The 21,065-nt window shown below is 69.5% G+C and carries 19 protein-coding genes; 9 read left to right on the top strand and 10 right to left on the bottom strand.

Annotated features, from left to right (window positions below; translation table 11 throughout):
- Window position 1 precedes the first annotated feature (1 nt).
- The 6 genes from AB0L60_RS34460 (at window position 2) to AB0L60_RS34435 (ending at window position 7,598) form a co-directional block, all read left to right on the top strand.
- Complete coding sequence (locus AB0L60_RS34460; protein WP_364622940.1) at window positions 2–913, top strand: hypothetical protein; 912 nt, start codon at window positions 2–4, stop codon at window positions 911–913.
- Complete coding sequence (locus tag AB0L60_RS34455) at window positions 910–2,730, top strand: fatty acid CoA ligase family protein (protein WP_364622937.1); 1,821 nt, start codon at window positions 910–912, stop codon at window positions 2,728–2,730. The genes AB0L60_RS34460 and AB0L60_RS34455 overlap by 4 nt, the downstream gene beginning before the upstream one ends.
- Window positions 2,727–2,996, top strand: coding sequence for a hypothetical protein (locus AB0L60_RS34450; RefSeq protein WP_364622935.1), 270 nt, complete (start codon window positions 2,727–2,729; stop codon window positions 2,994–2,996). Before AB0L60_RS34455 ends, AB0L60_RS34450 begins: the two co-directional genes overlap by 4 nt.
- Window positions 2,997–3,075: 79 nt before the next feature.
- The gene (locus tag AB0L60_RS34445) at window positions 3,076–4,116 is read left to right on the top strand and encodes an NAD-dependent epimerase/dehydratase family protein (protein ID WP_364622932.1); all 1,041 of its coding nucleotides are present in this window, start codon (window positions 3,076–3,078) and stop codon (window positions 4,114–4,116) included.
- A gap of 16 nt (window positions 4,117–4,132) precedes the next feature.
- A complete protein-coding gene (locus AB0L60_RS34440; RefSeq protein WP_364622930.1) occupies window positions 4,133–5,338 on the top strand; it encodes a peptide synthetase in 1,206 nt (401 codons plus the stop codon).
- Window positions 5,339–5,459: 121 nt separating this feature from the next.
- Window positions 5,460–7,598, top strand: a complete 2,139-nt coding sequence (locus tag AB0L60_RS34435) for an MMPL family transporter (RefSeq protein ID WP_364623161.1) — start codon at window positions 5,460–5,462, stop codon at window positions 7,596–7,598.
- Here AB0L60_RS34435 and AB0L60_RS34430 read toward each other — a convergent pair.
- From AB0L60_RS34430 to AB0L60_RS34420, 3 genes are read right to left on the bottom strand one after another with little or no spacing between them, the layout of a single operon-like run.
- Window positions 7,544–8,353 (bottom strand): alpha/beta hydrolase, encoded by an 810-nt coding sequence (locus tag AB0L60_RS34430; protein WP_364622928.1) that lies wholly within the window; start codon window positions 8,351–8,353, stop codon window positions 7,544–7,546. The genes AB0L60_RS34435 and AB0L60_RS34430 overlap by 55 nt on opposite strands.
- Complete coding sequence (locus AB0L60_RS34425) at window positions 8,353–8,898, bottom strand: dihydrofolate reductase family protein (protein ID WP_364622925.1); 546 nt, start codon at window positions 8,896–8,898, stop codon at window positions 8,353–8,355. Before AB0L60_RS34425 ends, AB0L60_RS34430 begins: the two co-directional genes overlap by 1 nt.
- Window positions 8,895–9,479, bottom strand: a complete 585-nt coding sequence (locus tag AB0L60_RS34420) for a dihydrofolate reductase family protein (RefSeq protein ID WP_364622922.1) — start codon at window positions 9,477–9,479, stop codon at window positions 8,895–8,897. Before AB0L60_RS34420 ends, AB0L60_RS34425 begins: the two co-directional genes overlap by 4 nt.
- 99 nt (window positions 9,480–9,578) lie before the next feature.
- Between AB0L60_RS34420 and AB0L60_RS34415 the strand changes: the two genes are divergently transcribed.
- Window positions 9,579–10,736, top strand: a complete 1,158-nt coding sequence (locus AB0L60_RS34415; RefSeq protein WP_364622920.1) for an alpha/beta hydrolase fold domain-containing protein — start codon at window positions 9,579–9,581, stop codon at window positions 10,734–10,736.
- Window positions 10,737–10,969: 233 nt separating this feature from the next.
- Here the strand turns inward: AB0L60_RS34415 and AB0L60_RS34410 are convergent, their stop codons facing one another.
- The 3 genes from AB0L60_RS34410 to rsmI all read right to left on the bottom strand — a co-directional run bounded on the left by AB0L60_RS34410 (window position 10,970) and on the right by rsmI (window position 14,061).
- On the bottom strand, window positions 10,970–12,214 hold the full coding sequence (locus AB0L60_RS34410; RefSeq protein ID WP_364622917.1) for a cytochrome P450: 1,245 nt from the start codon (window positions 12,212–12,214) through the stop codon (window positions 10,970–10,972).
- A 99-nt stretch (window positions 12,215–12,313) separates the two neighbouring features.
- On the bottom strand, window positions 12,314–13,087 hold the full coding sequence (locus tag AB0L60_RS34405) for a type II CAAX endopeptidase family protein (RefSeq protein WP_364622914.1): 774 nt from the start codon (window positions 13,085–13,087) through the stop codon (window positions 12,314–12,316).
- A gap of 119 nt (window positions 13,088–13,206) precedes the next feature.
- Window positions 13,207–14,061 (bottom strand): 16S rRNA (cytidine(1402)-2'-O)-methyltransferase, encoded by an 855-nt coding sequence (rsmI, locus tag AB0L60_RS34400; RefSeq protein WP_364622911.1) that lies wholly within the window; start codon window positions 14,059–14,061, stop codon window positions 13,207–13,209.
- Window positions 14,062–14,242: 181 nt separating this feature from the next.
- Between rsmI and AB0L60_RS34395 the strand changes: the two genes are divergently transcribed.
- Window positions 14,243–15,796 carry a phospholipid carrier-dependent glycosyltransferase gene (locus tag AB0L60_RS34395; RefSeq protein ID WP_364623158.1) on the top strand — a complete coding sequence of 518 codons (1,554 nt, stop codon included), beginning with the start codon at window positions 14,243–14,245 and terminating at the stop codon, window positions 15,794–15,796.
- Window positions 15,797–15,895: 99 nt separating this feature from the next.
- Here AB0L60_RS34395 and AB0L60_RS34390 read toward each other — a convergent pair whose 3' ends face one another.
- A complete protein-coding gene (locus AB0L60_RS34390; RefSeq protein WP_364622908.1) occupies window positions 15,896–16,270 on the bottom strand; it encodes a GntR family transcriptional regulator in 375 nt (124 codons plus the stop codon).
- Between the two features lie 7 nt (window positions 16,271–16,277).
- A complete protein-coding gene (gene arcA, locus AB0L60_RS34385) occupies window positions 16,278–17,507 on the bottom strand; it encodes an arginine deiminase (RefSeq protein ID WP_364622905.1) in 1,230 nt (409 codons plus the stop codon).
- A 110-nt stretch (window positions 17,508–17,617) separates the two neighbouring features.
- On the opposite strand from arcA, the gene soxR reads away from it, so the two are divergent.
- On the top strand, window positions 17,618–18,124 hold the full coding sequence (soxR, locus tag AB0L60_RS34380; protein ID WP_364622902.1) for a redox-sensitive transcriptional activator SoxR: 507 nt from the start codon (window positions 17,618–17,620) through the stop codon (window positions 18,122–18,124).
- On the opposite strand, the gene AB0L60_RS34375 is transcribed toward soxR, so the two are convergent.
- Window positions 18,125–18,973 (bottom strand): SDR family oxidoreductase, encoded by an 849-nt coding sequence (locus AB0L60_RS34375; protein ID WP_364622899.1) that lies wholly within the window; start codon window positions 18,971–18,973, stop codon window positions 18,125–18,127.
- A gap of 210 nt (window positions 18,974–19,183) precedes the next feature.
- On the bottom strand, window positions 19,184–21,007 hold the full coding sequence (locus AB0L60_RS34370; protein ID WP_364623155.1) for a sensor domain-containing phosphodiesterase: 1,824 nt from the start codon (window positions 21,005–21,007) through the stop codon (window positions 19,184–19,186).
- Between the last annotated feature and the right edge of the window lie 58 nt (window positions 21,008–21,065).

The following is a 21,065-nucleotide window of genomic DNA, read 5'->3' as shown; positions in this document are numbered from 1 at the left end:
CATGGGTGTGCGCATCAAGTCCACCGGAATCAGCCGGGACACCGACACTTTCAGCATCGTCGAGCTCAGCGGCCGGGCCGCGCGGCGGGCCATGGAGAGCGCGGGCATCGAGCCCGGGCAGGTCGGGGTCATGATCAACGCGGGCATCTTCCGCGACAGCAATACCGTCGAGCCGGCCGTGTCGGCCCTGATCCAGAAGGCCGCGGGCATCGGGCTCGACTACGTGAAGGAGGACCCGCGGTCGTTCTCCTTCGACCTCATGAACGCCGGCACCGGCGTGCTCAATGCCGTGCAGGTGGCGCAGGCGGTGCTGGCCACCGGCAGCGCCGAGCACGTGCTGGTGGTGTCGGGCGACACCCACCCGTCGCTGACGCGCTCCGCCGCCGACGACGAATTCCCCTACGCCACCGCGGGTGCGGCGCTGCTGCTGGAGCAGACCGGCGAGCCCGAGGGCTTCGGCCGGGTGCACACCCGCGCCGCCGCGGGCGCTCCGGGCCTGGAGTCCTACGTAAACACCGAGACCATGGGCGATCGCGGCCGCGGCATCATGACGGTCGAGCGCGAACCGGGCTACCTGGACCGGCTGCTGGCCACCGCCGCCGAGGCCGCGCGCGCCGCGCTGTCGGACAGTGCGGTCGACAAGACCACCACCGCCCTCATCGCCGCCACCCCGAGCGCCGACTTCCCGACTCGGCTGGCCGCCGAACTCGGCATCGCCGCGGACGCGGTGTTCACCCCGGACCTGACCGACGGTGACCCGCACACGGCCGCGCTCACCCTGGCGTATCACGCGGCCGCCCAGGCGGATTCGCTGGCCGGCTACCGCGATGTGCTGTTCGTGGCGGCCGGTGCGGGCCCCTCGGCCGCCGCGGTCGTCTACCGGCTCCCGGCCCTCGCCGGAGCCGCGGCGTGACCACCGCGACCTATTGGCAGGCCATCGACCGCTTCCGAGCGGTGGTGGCCGCCGATCCGGACCGTGAGGCGGTGATCTACCCCGCGGGGAAGACCGCCTCCGGCCTCCCGGACTACCGCCACCTCACCTACCGTGAGCTCGACGAGTGGTCCGACACCATCGGCCTGCACCTGGCCGCGGCGGGCGTGGGCCGCGGCACCCGCACCATCGTGCTGGTGCTGCCCAGCCCGGAGCTGTACGCGATCATGCTGGGGCTGTTGAAGATCGGCGCCATCCCGGTGGTGATCGATCCGGGCATGGGCCTGCGCAAGATGCTCAACTGCCTGCGCGCCGCGAATGCCGAGGCGTTCATCGGTATTCCGCAGGCGCACGCGGCCCGAGTGCTGTTCGGCAAGTACTTCCGGAACGTGCGGGTGACTCTCACCGTCGGCCCGCGCTGGTTCTGGAGCGGCCCGACCCTGCGCAGCTGGGGCGCGCCGGTGACCGCGGGCCGGCTCGGCAACCGGTTCCGCACCGACGGCGCGGCCGGTCCGGTCGGCGCGAAAGTCGCGGCGCGGCTGGAGGAACTGCTGGCTGCCCGCGCGGAGCGGCGGACCGCCGGCGAGCACCGGGCCCCGTTCGACGCCTTCACCCTGCGCGAGCGGGTGCCGGCGCCGGCGGACGAGGTGCTGCTCATCGCCTACACCACCGGCAGCACCGGACCCGCCAAGGCCGTGGAGATGACGCACGGCAATCTCAGCGCCATGGTCGAGCAGGTGCACGCCGCGCGGGGCCGGGTGGAACCGGGTACCTCGCTGATCACGCTGCCGCTGGTCGGCATTCTCGACATGCTGCTCGGATCGCGGTGCGTACTACCGCCGCTGGTGCCGAGCAAGGTCGGCTCCACCGATCCGGCACACGTGGTCGACGCCCTCAACCGGTTCGGCGTGAAGACCATGTTCGCCTCCCCGGCCGTGCTGATTCCGCTGCTGCGGCACCTGGAGACGCACAAGACGCCGGTGCCGACCCTGCACAGCATCTATTCCGGCGGCGCCCCCGTCCCGGACTGGTGCATCGCCGGGCTGCGGCAGGTGCTGGCCGAGCACGCCGAGGTGTACGCCGGGTACGGCTCCACCGAGGCGCTGCCCATGTCCACCATCGAATCCCGGGAACTGCTGGGCGGTCTGGCGGAGCGCGCGCACCTGGGCGACGGCACCTGTGTCGGGCGGCCCGCCGAGGGTGTCCGGGCCCGGCTGGTCGCCATCACCGACGATCCCATCCCGACCTGGGCGCAGGCCGAGGCCCGCGAATCAGAGCTGGTCGCCACCCGCGGCATCGGCGAGCTGGTGGTGTCGGGACCGAACGTGAGCACCCGCTACTACTGGCCCGACTCGGCGAACCTGGCGGGCAAGATCCACGAGGACGACACGGTGTGGCATCGCACCGGCGACCTGGCCTGGATCGACGGCGAGGGCCGGATCTGGTTCTGCGGCCGCAAGAGTCAGCGCGTGCACACCGCCGCCGGACCCATGTTCTCCGTGCAGGTGGAGCAGGTCTTCAACATACTGCCCGGGGTGGTCCGCACCGCGCTGGTCGGCGTGGGCGCCCGCGGCGCGCAGCTGCCGGTGCTCTGCGTGGAGGCCGCGCCCGGCACGGACACCGCGGCGCTGACGTCGCAGTTGCGGCAGCGGGCCAGCGAATTCGATGTCACCGCACCGGTTTCCACGTTCCTGTTCCATCCGAAGTTCCCGGTCGATATCCGACACAATGCCAAGATCGGCCGCGAACAACTCGCGGTCTGGGCGGCGGAGCAGCTCGGAAAGGACGACGGACGATGAAGGTGACTGTGCTGCGGGCGATTCCGGTACTGGGATGGCTCTACCTGGCCCTGGGGCTGCTGCTGGCGGCGGGCGATCGCGCCCCCGCCAACCGGCTGCTGCGGGCGGTGTTCTGGATCGACGCCTTCCTCAGCATCGTGGTGCACGCGGCCCAGATCCCGGCCGCGCTGAAGGCGACAGCGGGCACCGAGCACTCACCGGTCAAGACGGCGGCCATGACCCAGATCTTCGGAATCACCTGGTGGAAGACGCAGGAGGCCGCATGAACGGGTCAGGCCCGGAGGAGCCGCTCCCGCTTGCCTGCGTAACCACCCAGCGCCCCCAATCGTGCGGAGAGGATAGAGCGTGAAGGCACTGGTAACCGGGGCATCCGGGTTCCTGGGCGGGGCGATCGTGCGCCGCCTCGTCCGGGACGGCGGCTTCGAGGTGGCCATCCTGGCCCGGCCCACCAGCAATCTGCGTGACCTGTACGAGGTCATCGACGAGATCGAGATCATCACCGGCGATCTCACCGATCAGGTGTCGCTCGAACGCGCCACCAAGGGCGTGGATGTGGTGTTCCACAGCGCGGCGCGAGTCGACGACCGCGGCACCCGGGCGCAGTTCGTGGCCGAGAACGTCACGGCCACCGAGAATCTGCTGCGCGCCGCCAAGCGCAATGGGGCCTCGCGGTTCGTGTTCATCTCCAGCCCCAGCGCGCTCATGGACCGCGACGGCGGCGATCAGGTGGACATCGACGAATCGGTGCCGTACCCGAGCCGCTACCTGAACGTGTACTCGGAGACCAAGGCCGCGGCCGAACGCGCCGTGCTGGCTTCCAACACCGCCGAATTCACGGCCTGCGCGCTGCGGCCCCGCGCCATCTGGGGCGCCGGCGACCGGTCCGGGCCGATCGTGCGGCTGCTCGGGCGGGCGGCCGCGGGCACGCTGCCGGACCTGTCCTACGGCAAGCAGGTGATGGCCTCGCTGTGCCATGTGGAGAACATCGCGGAGGCGGCCGTCCTGGCGGCCCGCTCCGAGCAGGTCGGCGGCAGGGCGTATTTCATCGCCGACGGCGAGCGGACCGACGTGTGGGGCTTCCTCGGCGAGGTGGCCACCGGCCTCGGCTATCCGAAGCCGACCCGGCAGCCGAATCCACGGGTGCTCACCGCCGCGGTGGCCGCCATCGAAACCGTCTGGCGCCTGCCGTTCGTCGCCACCCGGTGGTCGCCGCCGCTGACGCGGTACGTGGTGGCGCTGATGACCCGCACCGCCACCTACGACACCTCGGCCGCCACCCGGGATTTCGGCTACCAGCCGATCGTGGACCGCGAGACCGGGCTGACCGAGTTCCTGGCCTGGCTCGAAACCCAGGGCGGGATCGTGGCATTGACCGAGAAGATCTAGGCAGGGGTACACACACATGTTCCGCCGTCCCATCTCCCCCACCGAGCTCATCTACTTCCCCATGCGGGATCTGGCGCCGCCGTTCCTGATGCAGCTGGTGGTGGAGGGCCAGGGCAGCATCGATCCGGAGGCGCTGCGGCGCGCGGTCGCCACCGCCGCCGACGCCAATCCGGGTGCGCGGCTGGTCCGCGACGGCAAGCAGTGGGTGGACAGCGGGGTCGCGCCGAGCGTGCGGGTGATGGACCACGTGCTGGAATATCCGGCGCTGGAGGCGGATCCGGTGCTCACCAGTCCGATCGGGCCGACCCCGGACGCCACCGTGGAGGTGCTGCTGCTCACGGCCGGCCTACCCGAGGGCGAGAAGGGGCCCACCACCCTGGTGTTCCGGGTCTTCCACGGCGTCATGGACGGCATGGGCATGGTCATGTGGGCCACCGACGTGCTGCGGGTGCTGCGCGGTGAGGAACCCGTCGGTGCGCCCGATCCGATCGCCGACGCCGAACTGGTGCGCAAGGTCGGCGCGCCGGGGCGGCCCACGCTCATGCTGCCGCGCTTCCGCTCGGCGGTCGGGCACGGGCGGCAGGACCCGGGCGAACCCCGGCACCTGTTGCGTACCCGCACCATTCACGCGACCGGGCCGGGCGCGCTCATGCGGGTGGCGGCGCTGCTCGCGGAGGAGGGCGGGCCGATCTCGCGCATCATGATCCCGGTCGACATCCGCCGCCACGACCCGGAACTGCGGTCCACCGCGAATCTCGCGCTGCCACTGTTCCTGGACGTGCGGCCGGGCATGGACTGGAAGCAGCTCAACGAAATCAAGCGCGCGGGCCTGAAGGAGAACCGCGAGCTCAACCAGATGGACAACGGCGGGCTGAAATACCTGCCGCAGGCGGCGGGGCGCGGGCTGCTGCGCGCGCTGAACCTGCTCGGCTCCCGTACCGGCCGGAACCTGGCCTCCGCCACCGTCTCCCACATGGGCCGCTACGACCTCGACGCACTCGCGGTCCCCGGATTCGCCCCCACCGCCATCAAGGTCATGCCGCAGCACAGCGTCGCCATGCCGCTGCTCATGGGCATGACCGAATGCGGCGGACGCACCGAGCTGACCGTCTCCGTCCGCAACGGACGCGGCATTCCGGAACGCCTGGACGCCCTGCTGGACCGCATCGTCCGCACGCTGGAAAGCGAACTGACGCCGACGAATTCGGACGCGACCGCCTGATTCTCCTCTCGACCCGAGCCCGGCCGCGGCAATAGGCCACTCGCACACAAGGATCGGAGTGCCCATGACCGTCGTCGACAGTTCCGCCGAGGTCACCGAGACCGCGGAATCAGATGGTCTCATCGCCGCCTGGGCGCGGGTCGTGGTGGCGCGGCCCAGGACCGTGCTGGTGGTCGCGGTGCTGTTCGCACTGGCCTGCGGGCTGTTCGCGGCCGGGCTGCAGCAGCGGGTGAGTTCGGCGGGATTCGTGGTGCCCGATGGTGAATCCGCGTCGGTGGATGCCTGGGTGACCGAACGCCTGGGACCGCAGAACCCGGATGTGATCGCCGTCTACACCGCGCCCGAGGGGCAGTCGCTGGCCGATGTCGGGCCGAGAGTGACCGAGGCGATCGGCAAGATCGATCCGGCGCTGTTGGATCGGCCGGTCGAGAGTTATTGGAACAGTCCGCGATCGCAGTACCTCCGATCGTCCGATGGACGGCAGGCGGTGGCGGTCGTGTTCTCGGCGGGGAACGACAATCAGCGAGTCGCGGAGTATCCGAAAATCGCGGCCGCACTGCGCATTCCGGGAATCGACACCAGGCTGACCGGATACAGCGCGCTGGCCGACACCATCAGCGATCAGTCACGGCACGATCTGATACTGGCCGAATCGATTTCGATCCCGCTGACCGCGATCGTGCTGGTGCTGGTATTCGGCGGGGTGGTGGCCGCCGCGCTGCCGGTGCTCATCGGCACGCTGGCGGTGGTGGGGGCGCTGGGCGCGGTCGGGATCATCGCGCGGGTGACCGAGGTCAGCGTGTTCGCCATGAATGTGGTGTCGCTGCTGGGGCTCGGATTGGCCATCGACTACGGGCTTTTCATCGTCGGACGGTTCCGCGAGGAGCTGGGGCGGGGACACTCGACCGAGGAGGCGGTGACCCGCACCCTGCGGACCGCCGGGCGTACCGTGCTGTTCTCGGCGCTGCTGCTCATGTGCGCGTTCGCGGGCACCTTCGTGTTCCCGCTGGCCGTGCTGCGCTCACTCGGCATCGGGGCCATCGCCGCGGTCGGGCTGGCCGCGCTGCTGTCGGTGACCGCGCTGCCCGCGATCCTCACCCTGCTGGGCTCGCGCATCGGCAAGTGGAGCTGGCGCGCGGACGCCTTCGAGCGCTCGGAGGAACGGGCGCAACGATTCTGGGGACGGGTCGTCACCGCCGTCATGCGCCGGCCGGGCACGGTCGCCATCGCGGTCGGTGCGATCCTGCTGGTCCTCGCCGCACCGCTGTCGGGGGTCCGGCTCGGCGATATCGACCACACCGCACTGCCCGCCGATAATGAAACCCGCACCGCCGTGGAGGAATTGAGCGCGCACTTCCCGGCCGCCAACAGTGGCGCGACCATCCTGCTGCGCGAAACCGACGGCAGCGCACCGACTCCGACCGCCGTCAGCATCGCCCTGCGCGAGATCAGCGGCGTCCGGGGTGTGCGCCAGGCGACGGCGCTGGACACCCGCGACAACACCACCGTCATCCACGCGGCGCTCGCCGCTCCGGACCGCTCGCCGCGGGCCCAGGACGTCGTGCGCGACCTGCGGGACCTGCGCCTGGACGGACTCGACCTGCGGGTCGGCGGCGAGAGCGCCAGCACCGTCGACAGCATCGCCGCCGTCCTCGACCGGTTGCCGCTCATGATCGTGGTCATGGTGGCGGTGACCCTGCTCATGCTGGCACTGGCCTTCCGCTCGATCGTGTTGCCGCTCAAGGCCGTGCTCATGGCGTTCCTGAGCCTGACGGCCACCTTCGGGGTGCTGACCTGGATCTTCGATCAGGGCCACCTGGCGGGTGCACTGCACATCAGCGTCGGGCCACTGTCGGCGGGCATGATGGTGCTCATCATCGCCGTGGTCTTCGGGCTGTCCACCGACTACGAGGTGTTCCTGCTCTCGCGAATGGTGGAGGCCCACAACGCCGGTGCCGACACCGAGGAATCGGTGCGCATCGGCACCGTGCAGACCGCCCGCGTGATCACCGCCGCCGCAACGCTGCTGGTGCTCATCACCGGGGCGTTCACGCTCTCCCCGCTCACGCCCATGCGTTTCCTCGGCCTGGGCATGGTGATCGCGCTGGTCATCGACGCCACCCTGGTGCGCATGCTGCTGGTTCCGGCCCTGGTCAAGCTGATGGGGCCCGCCAACTGGTGGGCCCCGGGTAATCGGAGAAAGCTTCAGCCGAAGAATTCGATCAGCGCGGGTGCCAGCACGGGCGCCTTGACCAGGTGAGTCTGGCCGGGCAGAACCCGGTGCGAGGCACCCGGAATCGCCTGGGCCAGTGCGGCATTGGCATTGCGCATCCAGGCGGGGCTCTTGCTGCCCGCGATCACGGCGACCGGCAGGTCGAGCCCGGCCCAGCGATCGGCCGGAAGCCTGCGGCCCCGTTGGAACGCTTGGACGTACTGGATGTCGTAGGCCATGGTCGGAGCCACCGTCTTGAGGTGACTCCAGCCCGGGAAGAGCGGGAACGCGGCCACCATGAGGGCGGGCAGATGCACTCCCGCTCGCATGAAGTACTTGACCGCATCACCGTTCTTGCCCTGGGCCAGCAGAGAAGTCAGGTGCTCGACATAGTCGGCCGGGGCCGGCGGGCGGGTGTTGTCGTCGACCACGAACGGCACCTCGTAGAGCGCGACCTTGCGCACCGTGCGGCCGCTGCGCAGGTAGTCCAGGACCAGGCCGCCGCCCGACGAGATGGCATACAGCATCACCGGTCCCCCGGCCAGGTCGATGACCGCGTCGAGATCCTCGAATTCGCGCTCGATGTCGACCGGCCGATTGTCGCCGCTCCCGCCCCGGCCCCGCCGGTCGTAGGTGTAGACGGTGTATCGGCTCGAAAGCGCCTCGGCGAGTGACTTGTTGGGGCCGAACTCCTGGGCGGCGAGCGCGCCGTCGATGAGCACGACCGCCGGGCCCGAACCGTATCGGGTGTAGGCGATGCGGGTGCCGTCCTTGGAGTCCACGAAGCCTCTGGTGGGTTCCATCAGTAGTCCTTGGTGTAGGTGAGAGCCTGGATGCCACTGCCGAAAGTGGTCGCGGCGGTGAGTCGTAACGGGAGCCGGGGGCCGTTGCCGGGGAACATCCGTGCGCCCGAGCCCACGACGATGGGGTGCAGCATGACGACGAGGTCGTCCAGCAGCCCGTGCTCGAGCAGCGTCCGCACCAGGGTGATGCTGCCGTGCAGGGCGATTGCGAGGCCCGGCTGTTGCTGGAGCTCGGTGAGCTCCTCGACGAGCCGGTCGGGGGCGAGCACGGTGGTGTACTTCCACTCCGGATCCTGAAGCGTCGATGACACCACGAGTCTCGGCGTCAGGTTGAACCAGTCGGCCATCTCCCCTTCCCGGTCCGGCCAGGCGGCGGCGAAGATGTCGTAGGTCTTGCGGCCCAGCAGCAGGGTGTCGGCGGCGCGCAGGCCCGCCATCACCGCTTCTTCGGTTGCGTCGTCGTGGTACGGAAAGTGCCAGTTCTCCGGAGCTTCCACCACGCCGTCGAGGGACAGGTAGACATTGGCGGTGATGCGGCGGCTCATGCCGCGGCCTCCTGCCGGGTGTAGACCACGTTCACCACACCGCAGTCCAGGGCACGGCAGTCGGTGAGCGTGAAGGTGGCCGGCATCTGGTCCGGGGTGAAGAATCGCGCGCCCGGACCGCCCAGGATCAGCGGAAACACCAGCAGGTGCAGCTCATCGAGGAGGTTCTCGGCGATCAGGTAGCGCACCAGGGTGCCGCTGCCGCCGATGCCGATGTGCTGATGCCGGTCCTTGAGCGCGCCGATCTCCTTGGCCAGGTTGTCGCGCAGAATGGTGGTGTTGGCCCAGTCGGTGGACTCCATCGTCGTGGACACCACGTACTTGGACATGGCGTTGACGGCGTCGAAGTACGGGCCGGACTGGCTGGTGAAGAAGGGTTTCAGGCCCTCGTAGGTGGTGCGGCCCAGGAGCATGGCGTCATTGCCCGCCATGATGGCGCCCACCGCCTGCTGCACCTCGGCGTCGTTGAAATACGGCCCGGTGTGCGGATCGGTCGGTGAGATCGACGGGGCGAGACCGGTCCAGCCGCTCTCGGTCACGCCGTCCAGTGAAAGGTACTGCCCTGCAACAATTTTTCCCATGCGTCCACGGTCGCAGTTTCGGAAAGCCCAAGGAATTGCCGGGTTCGCAAGACAGCGATGCCGCAGCGGAATGAATGCGGGGCGGGCATACTCGAGCGCATGGTCGAGCCGCTGCCTCGGACCCCCGAGGGCGTGGAACTCCGGCACCTGCGCGCCTTCGTCGCGGTCGCCGAGGAATTGAACTTCGGCCGCGCGGCGCAGCGGCTCTACGTCACCCAGCCCGCGCTCAGCCGGACCATTCGGTCACTGGAAAAGCTGGTGGGCTGTGACCTCTTCCATCGCAATACCCGCAGCGTGGGCCTCACTCCCGCGGGCGCGGCGCTGCTGGATCGAACCCGTGATGTGCTCGCCGGCCTGGACAGCGCCCTGACGGCGGCCCGCGCGGCGGGCGGCGAGCTCTCGGCCCGCATGGACCGGCTGTGGAGTCCGGTAGAGGAGACCTTCAACGGCGACCTGGCGCCCATGCGGTCGGCCTTCGAACTCATGCACGCACAGTTCCCCATCCCGGAGGGCGTGCTGCTGGAGCCGGTGAACGCCGGCGGGGTGCCCGGCATCCAACTCGCGCGCCCCGAGGACTCAGAGACCGTCGCCGTCTACGCACATGGCGGCGGCTTCATGATGGGCTCGGCCTACGGGTATCGCGGCATGGCGGGCGCGGTCGCCGACGCCGGACGCACCCGGGTACTCGTGCCCGAATACCGGCTCGCCCCCGAGCATCCCTTCCCAGCCGCCCGCGACGATGTGTGCACCGCCTACCGCTGGCTGCTGGAGTGCGGTAAGCCACCGGAAAATATTGCGCTGGTGGGTGATTCGACCGGGGCCATGCTGATCCTGTCGGCGCTGCTGCATGCCCGCGAGTGCGGCCTGCCCATGCCGCGCGCGACCGTGCTGCTGTGCCCCGCCGTCGACTTCTACGCCCCCGCCGACGACCCGCCCGCCGATGTCGAACAGCACATGCGCTTCCAGACCGCCTACCTGGCGGGCCGCCCGGTAAGCGATCCGGAGGCCAACCCCATGTGCGCCGATCTCACCGGCCTACCGCCGACCCTCGTGCAATCCGGTGAGTTCGACAGCCTCGGGCGCAATACCAATGCGCTCGTCGAGCGGCTGCGAGCGGCCGATGTCGCGGTCCGGCACGACAGCTACCCGGTCGACGGGCACGCCTTCCAGATCTATTGGTCGTTCCATCCGGAAGCGGCCGAGGCCATCGGGCAGGTCGGCGACTTCCTCCAGAAGCCGGCCCCGCTCACGCCCTGAATGTTCCTGCCACGCACCGGTACCCCGGTGACGCAACTGCATGCCACGGATACCGCACATGACACACAGCTGCGCTGACCGGGCCGCCACGCTCCTCGTTGAACGCGGCGCACCCGTGAACCGGGCCGGACCCGATACCGGCGGAAACCGATTCGGCCGGCGCGCGTCGGCCCGCGGAGATGGGCGCACAACCCCCTTCGTCGTGCGCACATCTCGACGGGCCGGCGCCCGGTTCAGGGGCGAAGCCGCACCGGCAGGGCGGTGAGACCTCGCACGATCAGGGATTTGCGCCAGGTCAGTTCCGCTCCGGCGGCCAATTCCAGATCCGGGTAGGCCGCGAGCAAGCGGCTCAGCGCGATTCCGCCCTCCATGCGCGCCAGGGGCGCGCCGACACAGCGGTGGACGCCGTGGCCGAAGGCGAGATGGTTCTTATCGGTGCGATCCAGGTCCACGCGGTGCGGATCGGCGAAGCGGGCCGGGTCGCGGTCGGCGGCGGCCATGGACACCAGAAGGCGCTGGCCGGCAGGGATTTCGACGCCGCCCAGGGTGACCGGGACGGTGGTGTAGCGGAAGGTGGCCTCGCTCGCCGGCGACTCGTAGCGCAACACCTCCTCCACGAAATCCGGTACCCGATCCGGGGTGTCGGCCAGTGTGGTCCGGACGTCCTTGTCCGTCAGCAGGATCGCGACCGCGTTCGAAATGAGGTTCACGGTAGTCTCGAAACCCGCGACCAGCAGCAGGAACACCATGCTGATCAGCTCGCGGTGCGAGAGCCGGTCGCCGTCCTCGCCGGCCGAGATGAGTTCGGAGAGCAGGTCATCGGAGGGCTCGTCGCGCTTGGCGTTGATGAGCTGATCGATGTAGGCGAGGAACCGCTGTACCGCGGCCGCGCGGGCCTCGACGGTCTCGTCATTGGAGACCAGGGTGGTGGACCAGGCGCGGAAGTCGTCGCGATCCGCGTGGGGCACACCGAGCAGTTCGCAGATGACCAGCATGGGCAGCGGGAAGGCGTAGCGGTCCAGCAGATCCTGATCGACGGCGGCATCGGCGGCCAGGTCGGCGAGCAGGTCGTCGGCCAATTCGGTGATGCGCGAGGCCAATTCACGCACGGCACGGCCGCTGAAGGCCCGGTTCACCAGGGTGCGCAGGCGGGTGTGCTCCGGCGGGTCGTAGAAGAGCATCATGTCGCCGAACATGGCGCCGGCCGCCTGGGCGCCCGCGCCATCACCCGCCAGGGCCGTGCGCGCGCCCTCGGATTTGAGGGCCTTGCTGATGGCAGGATCCAGGAAGGCCGCCTTGGCCGCCCCGTAGTCGGTGATCAGCCAGCCGGTGCCGCCGTCCGGGAAACGCACGAAATGCGCGGGCCCCCGCGCACGCAGCAGGTCGTATGCGGCGTGCGGGTGCTGATAGAAGTCATCGGTCAGCACGAACGGCTCGATCGCCAATTCGCCTGCCGGGACATCTGTTTCGTGCACCATGATCGGGCACTCTAACAGCGGCCGGGTTGACGGGTCCCGCCATCGGCCACCCCAGCCGCTGCATGCACTCGGAGTGCACAAATCTCGGCCGTCTGCCGATCATCCGGCTGCGCGGGCGCCCGATCCCCGGCGCGAAATCCACACGGCCGCACCGACGATCAGCGCCGCAGCAGCGTAGTAGTACAGCTGCGGCAGGCCCAGTGTGTCGTCCCCCATCACCAAGTACAGCGCCACATTGATCAGCCAGTGCCCGACGGTGCCGATCAGCACCCGCTGCGAGTAACCGCCGACCGCGAGAAACCCCAGCACACAGGCGAATCCGAGCACCGCCGCCAGGAACGCCGCCGCCACCGCCGGTCCCGCCGCGAACGCCTGCACATGCCACATCGCCCAGACCACGCCGGTGATCCCGATCGCCACCGGCCGGGCATACCGCGCCTCCAGCACCGGCTGCAGGAATCCGCGCCAGCCCGCCTCCTCCCCCGCCGCCCCGACCAGCTGGAGCAGCATGAACACCGCGAAGGGCACCCCGCCCACCGCCACCGGACCGTGCAACTTCATCGAGTCGGAGGCCATGGCGGCGGTCAGCAGGCCGGTGGCCGCACACGAAACCACCACCGCCACCCCATGTCCGCGCACCACGTCCCACGACACCGGCGCGGGCAGCAGGGCGGCCAGGCGCTGCCGCCACACCAGGGCCACCACCCCCACCGCCACCGCGGGCCCGAATTGCGTCAACGACAACGCCGCCGGGTCGATCCCCGAATTCGCCTGCACCACAAGCAGAACTCCGGACGCCAGAAACGCCAGCACCACGTAGGCGCCGACCATCGCGCCGATACTTCCCGACCGGCGCACCTCATTCGAGATCACCTCGCGATGGTCGCACCGCGATTCTCGACGGTCCTCACACCCGAGAGTGATTCCCGCACCGCGATATCAGACTCGAGAGCCAGTCCCGAGCCCTGCGCGGCTACCCGAGCCCTGCCCGGCTACCCGGCGGCCCGCGCGGCGAGCACCGCGTCGTAGAGTTCGCGGCGCGAGGCCCCCGTGGCCGCGGAGACCTCGGCGCACGCGTCCTTGAGCCGCAGCCCGGAACCGATCAGCGCCTCCACCTGGCCCACCAGGTCGGCGGGCTCGGCGGAAACCGGTTGCGCGCCTTCGAGAACCACGGTGATCTCCCCCCGCGCGCCCTCGACCGCCCACGCCGCCAGCTCGGCCAGCGTGCCGCGCACGACCTCCTCGTAGGTCTTGGTGAGCTCGCGGCACACCGCGGCGCGGCGCTCCGCGCCGAGCACCTCGACCGCATCGGCCAGGCAGTCCGCAAGACGGTGCGGGGCCTCGAAGAACACGACGGCCCGCGACTCCGCGGTGAGCGTCCGCAGCCATTCCTTGCGCTGACCGGACTTGCGGGGCGGGAAGCCGTCGAAACAGAACCGCTCGACCGGGAGGCCGGACAGCGCGAGCGCGGTGGTCACCGCGGACGGGCCCGGCAGACAGGTGATCGGGAGGCCGCGCTCCACGCAGGCCGCCACCATCCGATAGCCCGGATCGCTCACCGACGGCATCCCGGCATCGGTGACGAGCAGCACGGTACGACCGGACTCGATCTCCTCGAGCAGCATCGGGATCCGGGCGGTCTCCACGTGGTCGTAGAAGCTCACCACCCGGCCGGTGATCTCGATGTCCAGGGCCTTGGCCAGTGACCGGGTCCGGCGCGTGTCCTCGGCGGCCACCACCTCGGCGGTCGCCAGCGCGTCCCGCAGCCGCTGCGAGGCATCGCCGATATCGCCCATGGGAGTGGCCGCCAAGACCAGCCGTCCGGCGGCACTCGGCTCCGCGCTCATGGTGCTCCTACTCCTCGAAAGGTCCGCCAACTCGCCCCCGACTCTATCGATGCGCTCGACCGGCGCCGCCAACCTCCATCCTCACCGCGGCGGGACTCGGGGGCGGGTACCGCTTACGATCGACGGCGTGACCCAGGTGACCGACGTGCGACCGGCAGCGGTGGGGGCGGAGACGGCGGCGCTGTCGAGTCCGGCTCCGCTGGTGCCCTCACCCGATTTCGGGCCCACGGACTGGGCTCGGGGGTGGGTGGTCACGCTGTTCCTCACAGCCGTCGCCGCCATCACCCGGTTCCTGTTCCTGAACTATCCGACCGATCTGCACACGCCCGTCTTCGACGAGAAGCATTACGCGCCGCAGGGCTGGCAGGTGCTCACCGGCGGCGGCGTGGAGGACAACCCGGGCTACGGGCTCGTAGTGCACCCGCCGGTGGGCAAGCAGATGATCGCGCTGGGCGAGGCCATCTTCGGCTACTCCCCGTGGGGGTGGCGGTTCACCGCGGCCGTCTCCGGAACGCTGATCGTGCTGCTGGTGATCCGCATCGTCCGGCGAATGACCCGGTCCACGCTGATCGGCGCGTTCGCGGGCATTCTGATCATCTGCGACGGGCTCACCTTCGTGTCGTCCCGCATCGGCATGCTCGACATCTTCCAAGCCCTGTTCGTGACAGCGGCTTTCGGCTGCCTGGTGGTGGACCGCGACGACATCCGGGCGCGCATCGCGCTGGTGGCCGCGCAGGGCCGCATCGACGACAGCCCGTACGGGCCGCGATTCGGGGTGCGCTGGTGGCGCTTCGGAGCGGGCGTCCTGCTCGGGCTGGCCTGCGGCACCAAATGGTCCGGCGCGTACTGGATCATCGGTTTCGCCGCGCTGTCACTGGCCTTCGATCTCTCGGCCCGCCGCGGCTACCGGGTGCAGCGGCCGTGGTGGGGAGTGGCCAGACGGGATCTCGGGCCCACCGTCTACGCGCTCGCCGTCATCCCGGTATTCGTGTACCTGGCCTCCTTCTGGGGCTGGTTCGCCAACGAGACCAGCTACGACCGGTACGCGGTCGGGGTGAAGGTCGGACGCGGCGGCGACTTCTCCTGGGTGCCGAGCGCGCTGCGCGGGCTCTGGTACTACGGCGGCGAGGTGCTCACCTTCCACTCGCAGCTCACCAATTCCGCCGGCAATCACCATCCCTGGGAATCCAAGCCGTGGACCTGGCCCATGGGCCTGCGGCCGATGCTCTACTACTACGCCGACACCAATGTGACCGGCTGCGGCCAGCCCACCTGTGTGAAGGCCGTGATGGCGATCGGCACCCCGGCGCTGTGGTGGGTGGCCTTCCCCATGCTGGCGTGGGCGCTGTGGCGCAGCGCGGTGCGCCGCGACTGGCGCTACGCGGCGGTCCTGGTCGGCTACGGTGCGGGCATCCTGCCCTGGTTCCTGGACCTCGACCGCCAGATGTACTACTTCTACGCGGTGCCGCTGGCCCCGTTCCTGGCCATGGGTGTGGCGCTGGCGCTCGGCGACATCCTCGGCCACGCCCCGCCCCTAGGGCGTCGGCTGTCGGGAGCCCCCGGCTGGCAGCACTTCACGCCGCTCAGTGAACGACAAGGCCTGGGCCTGCTACTGGTCAGCCTCTACCTGGCCCTGGTCATCGCCAATTTCATCTGGCTCTGGCCGATCCTGACCGCCCAGCCCATCACCCCGGGCAACTGGCACGACCACCTCTGGCTCCCGAGCTGGCGGTAGGACTGACGTCAGGTCGTGGGGGTAACCCCCGCACCCCCGAAAGACTTGGGGCCAAGCCCCCTAACCCCCAGGTAGTTGCTCGGCGCGGATCCACCGAAACTAAGGAGCGGTAGGAGTTTCGCCGAGCGCCGCATGCAGATAGCGGACGGCTGCCGCGTCGTCGAGGCCGAGTCGGCGGATCACCCCGACATACTCGGTGGCGGCGCGGCCGGCCAGGTCACGGGTGGGGTCGCCGGAGGAGGCGATGAAAGAGCCCAGGCGGCCGCGGGTTTCGAGGACGCCGTCCTGCTCGAGCTCTCGGTAGGCGCGGGCCACGGTGTTCGGGGCCAGCTTCAGCGTCGCCGCCAGCGCCCGGACCGTGGGAATCTTGGTCCCGGCCGCCAGTTCGCCGGAGCGGACCCGGGTAATGATGCCCTGGCGCAGCTGCTCGTAGGGCGGGACCGTCGAGTGGTGGTCGACCGGGATGTCCAGCATGGCTTCATCACACCTCGTCACGCGACAGCGGGCAGGACAGGCAGCGCGGACCGCCACGGCCGGAACCCAATTCGGAGCCGGGGATGCGCAGCACCTCGATTCCGGCATCTTCGAGCCGCGCATTGGTGTTCTCGTTGCGCTCGTAGGCGACCACCACGCCGGGGGCCAGGGCGAGGGTGTTGTTGCCGTCGTCCCACTGCTCCCGCTCGGCGGTGACGCCGTCCAGACCGGTGTCGACCACCCGCAGCTTGCCGATGCCCATGGCCTCGGCGGCCACGCGCAGGAAGGGATCCGGGCCGGAGATGCTCACCCCGTGCCCCTCCTGCTTACGAATGGTGAAGGCGCACAACTCATCCTGGATGGCGGGGTACATGACCACCGCGTCGACGTCCACCATGGTGCAGACGGTGTCGAGATGCATGGTCGCCCGGGTCTGGGCGATCGGCACCACGAGCACGGTGCGCGCCAGATCGTCCTCGAACAGGCTGCGCGCCAAGGCTTCCGCGCCCGCCGCCGTAGTGCGCTCCCCCACCCCGACCGCCACCACGCCCGGCGCGAGCAACAGCACATCGCCGCCCTCGATCGGCGCGGTGTGCGATTCGTAGGCCCGCCGCACGCCCAGGAAGCGGGGGTGGAACGCGTAAATCAGGTCGGTGAGCGAGGTTTCGCGAGCGCGGGCCGGCAGCGCCAGCGAGGTGATGGCCACCCGCGGCCCGATCCAGAAGGAGGAGTCCCGGGTGAACAGCAGATTGGGCAGCGGGTCGATGACGAAGTCGTGCCCGTGGTGCATGCGCCGCACCAGCGAGGTGGCGTCCGCCCCGAAGGGCAGCTCGTCGAATGTCATGCCGGACATGAGGATCTGCGCCAGTTCCGGCGCGGGCACCCCGCGCAGGTAGGCCGCCAGCTCGTCGGCGAGCAGGTGCCCGAGCCGCCGCGCGTCCACCGCACCCGAGATGCCCTGTACCCGCGCGGCGCCGCTGACCTGGATGGTCTCGGTCAGCACATCGGCCAGCAGCAGCACCTCCACGCCACGCCCGCGCAACACCTCGGCGAAGATGTCGTGTTCCTGCTGGGCACGCTCGACCCAGGGAATGGCGTCGAAGAGCAACTGGTCGTTGTTGCGCGGGGTGAGCCGGCGCAGCTCGTCGCCCGGCCGGTGTAACAGCACCGTGCGCAGCGCGCCGACCTCCGAGGTCACGGAAAACGGTCGCGCCGTGGGTGCGGCCTTTGTTCCCATGACATGACGGTAGTTCCCCGCGGCACGGATGGCATGGAATTCGCGTCTCGAGTCGCCCCCGGGAGAACCCTGGAGTCGCACCGGCGAAAAACCTGGAGTAATGTTCAGGTATGCAGACCGCGTCGTGGCAGGCGAAGGAGCTGACCCCCGGTCAGCTCGCCCAGCGAGCCGGAGTTTCGGTGTCCGCCTTGCATTTCTACGAACGAGAGGGCCTGATCACGGCCCGCCGCACCAGCGGGAACCAGCGCCGCTACCCCCGGGAAACCCTGCGCCGGGTGGCCTTCATCCGCATCTCACAGCGGGTCGGCATTCCGCTGGCCGAGATCCGCCGCGCCCTCGACAACCTCCCCGACGGCCGCAACCCCACCCGCCGCGACTGGGAGACCCTCTCCACCACCTGGCGCGCCGACCTCGACGACCGGATCGAACAGCTGATCCGGCTGCGCGACAACCTCACCGGCTGCATCGGCTGCGGCTGCCTCTCACTGGGCGTCTGCAAGATCTTCAATGCCCACGACCGCCTCGGCGACGAGGGCCCCGGCGCGCGCGTGCTGGACACCCACGCCGCCGAGAACTGCGCCAAGGCCGTCTGCGCCCCCGCGCCCGACCAGGCGTGACTACTGGCGCGGCAGGAACGAGGTGAACAGGTCGTTGGCGCGGCGCATGGCGAACTCGTAGGGCCAGGCGAACTTGCGGGACCACCAGTAGCCGAACCGGATGTCGAACTGGGTGTGGATCAGGTAGGTGCCCTTCTCGACACCGCGCAGGATCGCCTCGGCCACCTGGTCGGGCGACTTGGCGTGGTGGCGGAAGCGCTTGATCCAGGCCTGGATTCGCGGGTCGTCGCGATCCACGCCGACGATGTCCACGGTCTGCACCAGCGGCGTGTCGACCGCGCCGGGCACCACCAGGTGGACGTCGATGTCGTGTCGCGCCAGATCGAAACGCAGCACCTCCGACACGCCGCGCAGGCCGAACTTGCTGGCGCTGTAGGCGGCATGCCAGGGGAAGGCCATCAGACCGGCGGCCGAGGACACATTGACCAGCGCACCACCGCGTTTCGCCTCGATCATGGGCGGCACGAAGTTCTCGATGACATGGATGGGGCCCATGAGGTTCACATCGACCAGGCGTTTCCAGTGGCGGTGCTCGAGATTCTCCACCGTCCCCCAGGTGGAGATACCGGCGATGTTCATCACCACGTCCAGCGAGCCGAGCTCCTCGTGCACCTTCTCCGCGAAGGCGGTGACAGCGTCATAGTCGCTGATGTCGAGGGCGGTGGCGACCTCGACGATGCCGCCGGTGGAACGGATGGTTTCGACGGTCGCGTCCAGCCCCTCGGCATTGACATCGGTGAGCACCAGCCGCGCGCCCCTGCGAGCCGCCGCGAGTGCCGTCGCCCGGCCGATGCCGCTCGCCGCGCCGGTAATCAAAGTCTTCTTGCCCCTCAGGCTACGATCACGCACGTCGATCCATCCCTCACTTCGACAGCCCTGTCAGACCGCACGCTACTACGCGAACAATCCTGTTCGCGAGCCGGGCGAGTACCCGTTACGCCCCTATTTTCCTGGGCGCACGCACCCCGGTCCGGGATTTCCGCGCGCGGTGCGGGGACGTTAGGGAGTCGCGCCCATCCGGACCGCCGGACCGTGACCCCCGGATCGCCGGACCCTGACTCAGGACGGCCCCGGCAGCACCGACCGGCTGGTCCCCGGCAGGTCCAGATCCAGCGCGATCCGCCCCGCCGCCAGATGCTCCTCGACCTCCCCGCCCGGCATGGGCCGCGCGATCAGGAACCCCTGCGCGCGGTAGCAGCCCAGCGCCACCAGCGTGCGCGCCGCCACGGTGGTCTCGACACCCTCGCCGACCACCCCGAGACCGAACGAACCCGCCAGCCCCACAATCGATTTCACGATCGCCAGATCATCGGCGCTGGCACCCAGCCGCTGCACGAAACCCCGGTCGATCTTCACCGCGTCCACCGGCAGCGCCTTCAGGTGCGACAGCGAGGAATACCCCGTCCCGAAGTCGTCGATGGCGATCTGCACGCCCATCCGCTTCAACCCGCGCAGGGTCACCTGCGTGCGCGCAAGATCCTGCACCACAACATGTTCGGTGATCTCCAGGCACACCGACGACCCGTCGATGCCGTACCGCCGCAGGATGCCCTCGATGGTCTCCACGAAATCCAGCGAAACCAGCTGCACCGGAGACACATTGATCCGGATCACCACATTCGACGCCAGCCCCCGCCGCCGCCACTGCGCGAACTGCTCGGCGGCCGTGCGGATCACCCAGCGACCCAGCTCCCCCGCCAGATTGGTGGCCTCCGCGACACCCACGAACGCACCGGGCGGCAGCAGCCCGCGCGTCGGATGCTGCCAGCGTACCAGGGCCTCCAGCGCGACCACCCGGCCGGTGCGCAGATCCACCTCGGGCTGATAGTGCAGCACCAGCGAACCGTCCGACACCGCGCCGCGCAGATTCAACTCCACGTCGTCCTGCAGCTCGAACTGCGCGCGCATGGCATCGGTGAACACCGCGACCCCGTTGCCGCCGCTCGACTTGGCCGACAGCAGCGCATGATCCGCGCGCCGCAGCACGTCGGCGACCGTGGTCTCGCCCGGAATACCGAGCGCCACGCCGACGCTCGCGCCCCGGCTCACCGTCTCCTCGCCGACGGTCACCCGCCGCGCGATGAGCTGCTGAATCCGGCTCGCCTCCCGCTCGGCCGCCCCCGCGTCCATCGGCTTGGCCGGCACGATCACGAACTCGTCGCCGCCCAGCCGGGCGATCACGTCACCCGGATCCAGATTCTCGCGCAACCGCGTGGCGAGCGTGCGGATGAAATTATCCCCGGCCGTGTGCCCGAGAAAGTCGTTGAGCGCCTTCAGCCGATCCAGATCCAGGAAGAACGCCGCCACCGGCCCCGGCCGTCCGGGTCTGAGCCGCTCCTCCATGTGCTCGAGCAGCGCCCGCCGATTCGCCAGTCCGGTCAGATCGTCGTGCATGGCGATATAGCGGAGCCGTTCCTCGGCCTCCACGCGTGCTTGCAACTGGGCGAACAAGGCGGCGATCGCCTTGAGCACATTGACTTCCCGGGTGCTCCAGTCACGATCGCCGACCTTGATGAAACCGAGCAGACCCGTGGACATGTCACGCGACACCAGCGGCACGGCGGCGGCGGACACCTGTGAATACCCCGTCGATTCCAGGATGAACTGCTGATAGTCGGGGAACTCGCCACTGTCCCGCAGCACCATGGGCTCGGTCGCGTGTTCGAACTGGGCGAACACCGAATTGGTCTGGTCGAAGTAGGCCACCCGCAGCGGATCCGGGTCGACGGCCACCGGCCGGGGCGGCCATTCCGCGATCAGGATCGAGGCCCGCTGCTTCTGGTCCGTGTAGCGCAGGAAACTGAAATCAACATCGAAATGCTCGACCAGCCAGGACAGCACCCGCTCACTCGCCGACGCCATAGTCGTAGCGTCGACTGCCATCAACTCCGAGGCGACCTGGGTCACCAGTGAGTCGAGTGTTCGCCGAGGCACCGTTATT

This window comes from Nocardia sp. NPDC051981 (genome assembly GCF_040680715.1).
Classification (GTDB): domain Bacteria; phylum Actinomycetota; class Actinomycetes; order Mycobacteriales; family Mycobacteriaceae; genus Nocardia.
Note: the sequence above shows the minus strand (reverse complement) of the source record. Positions and strands in the feature narration are given on the sequence as shown.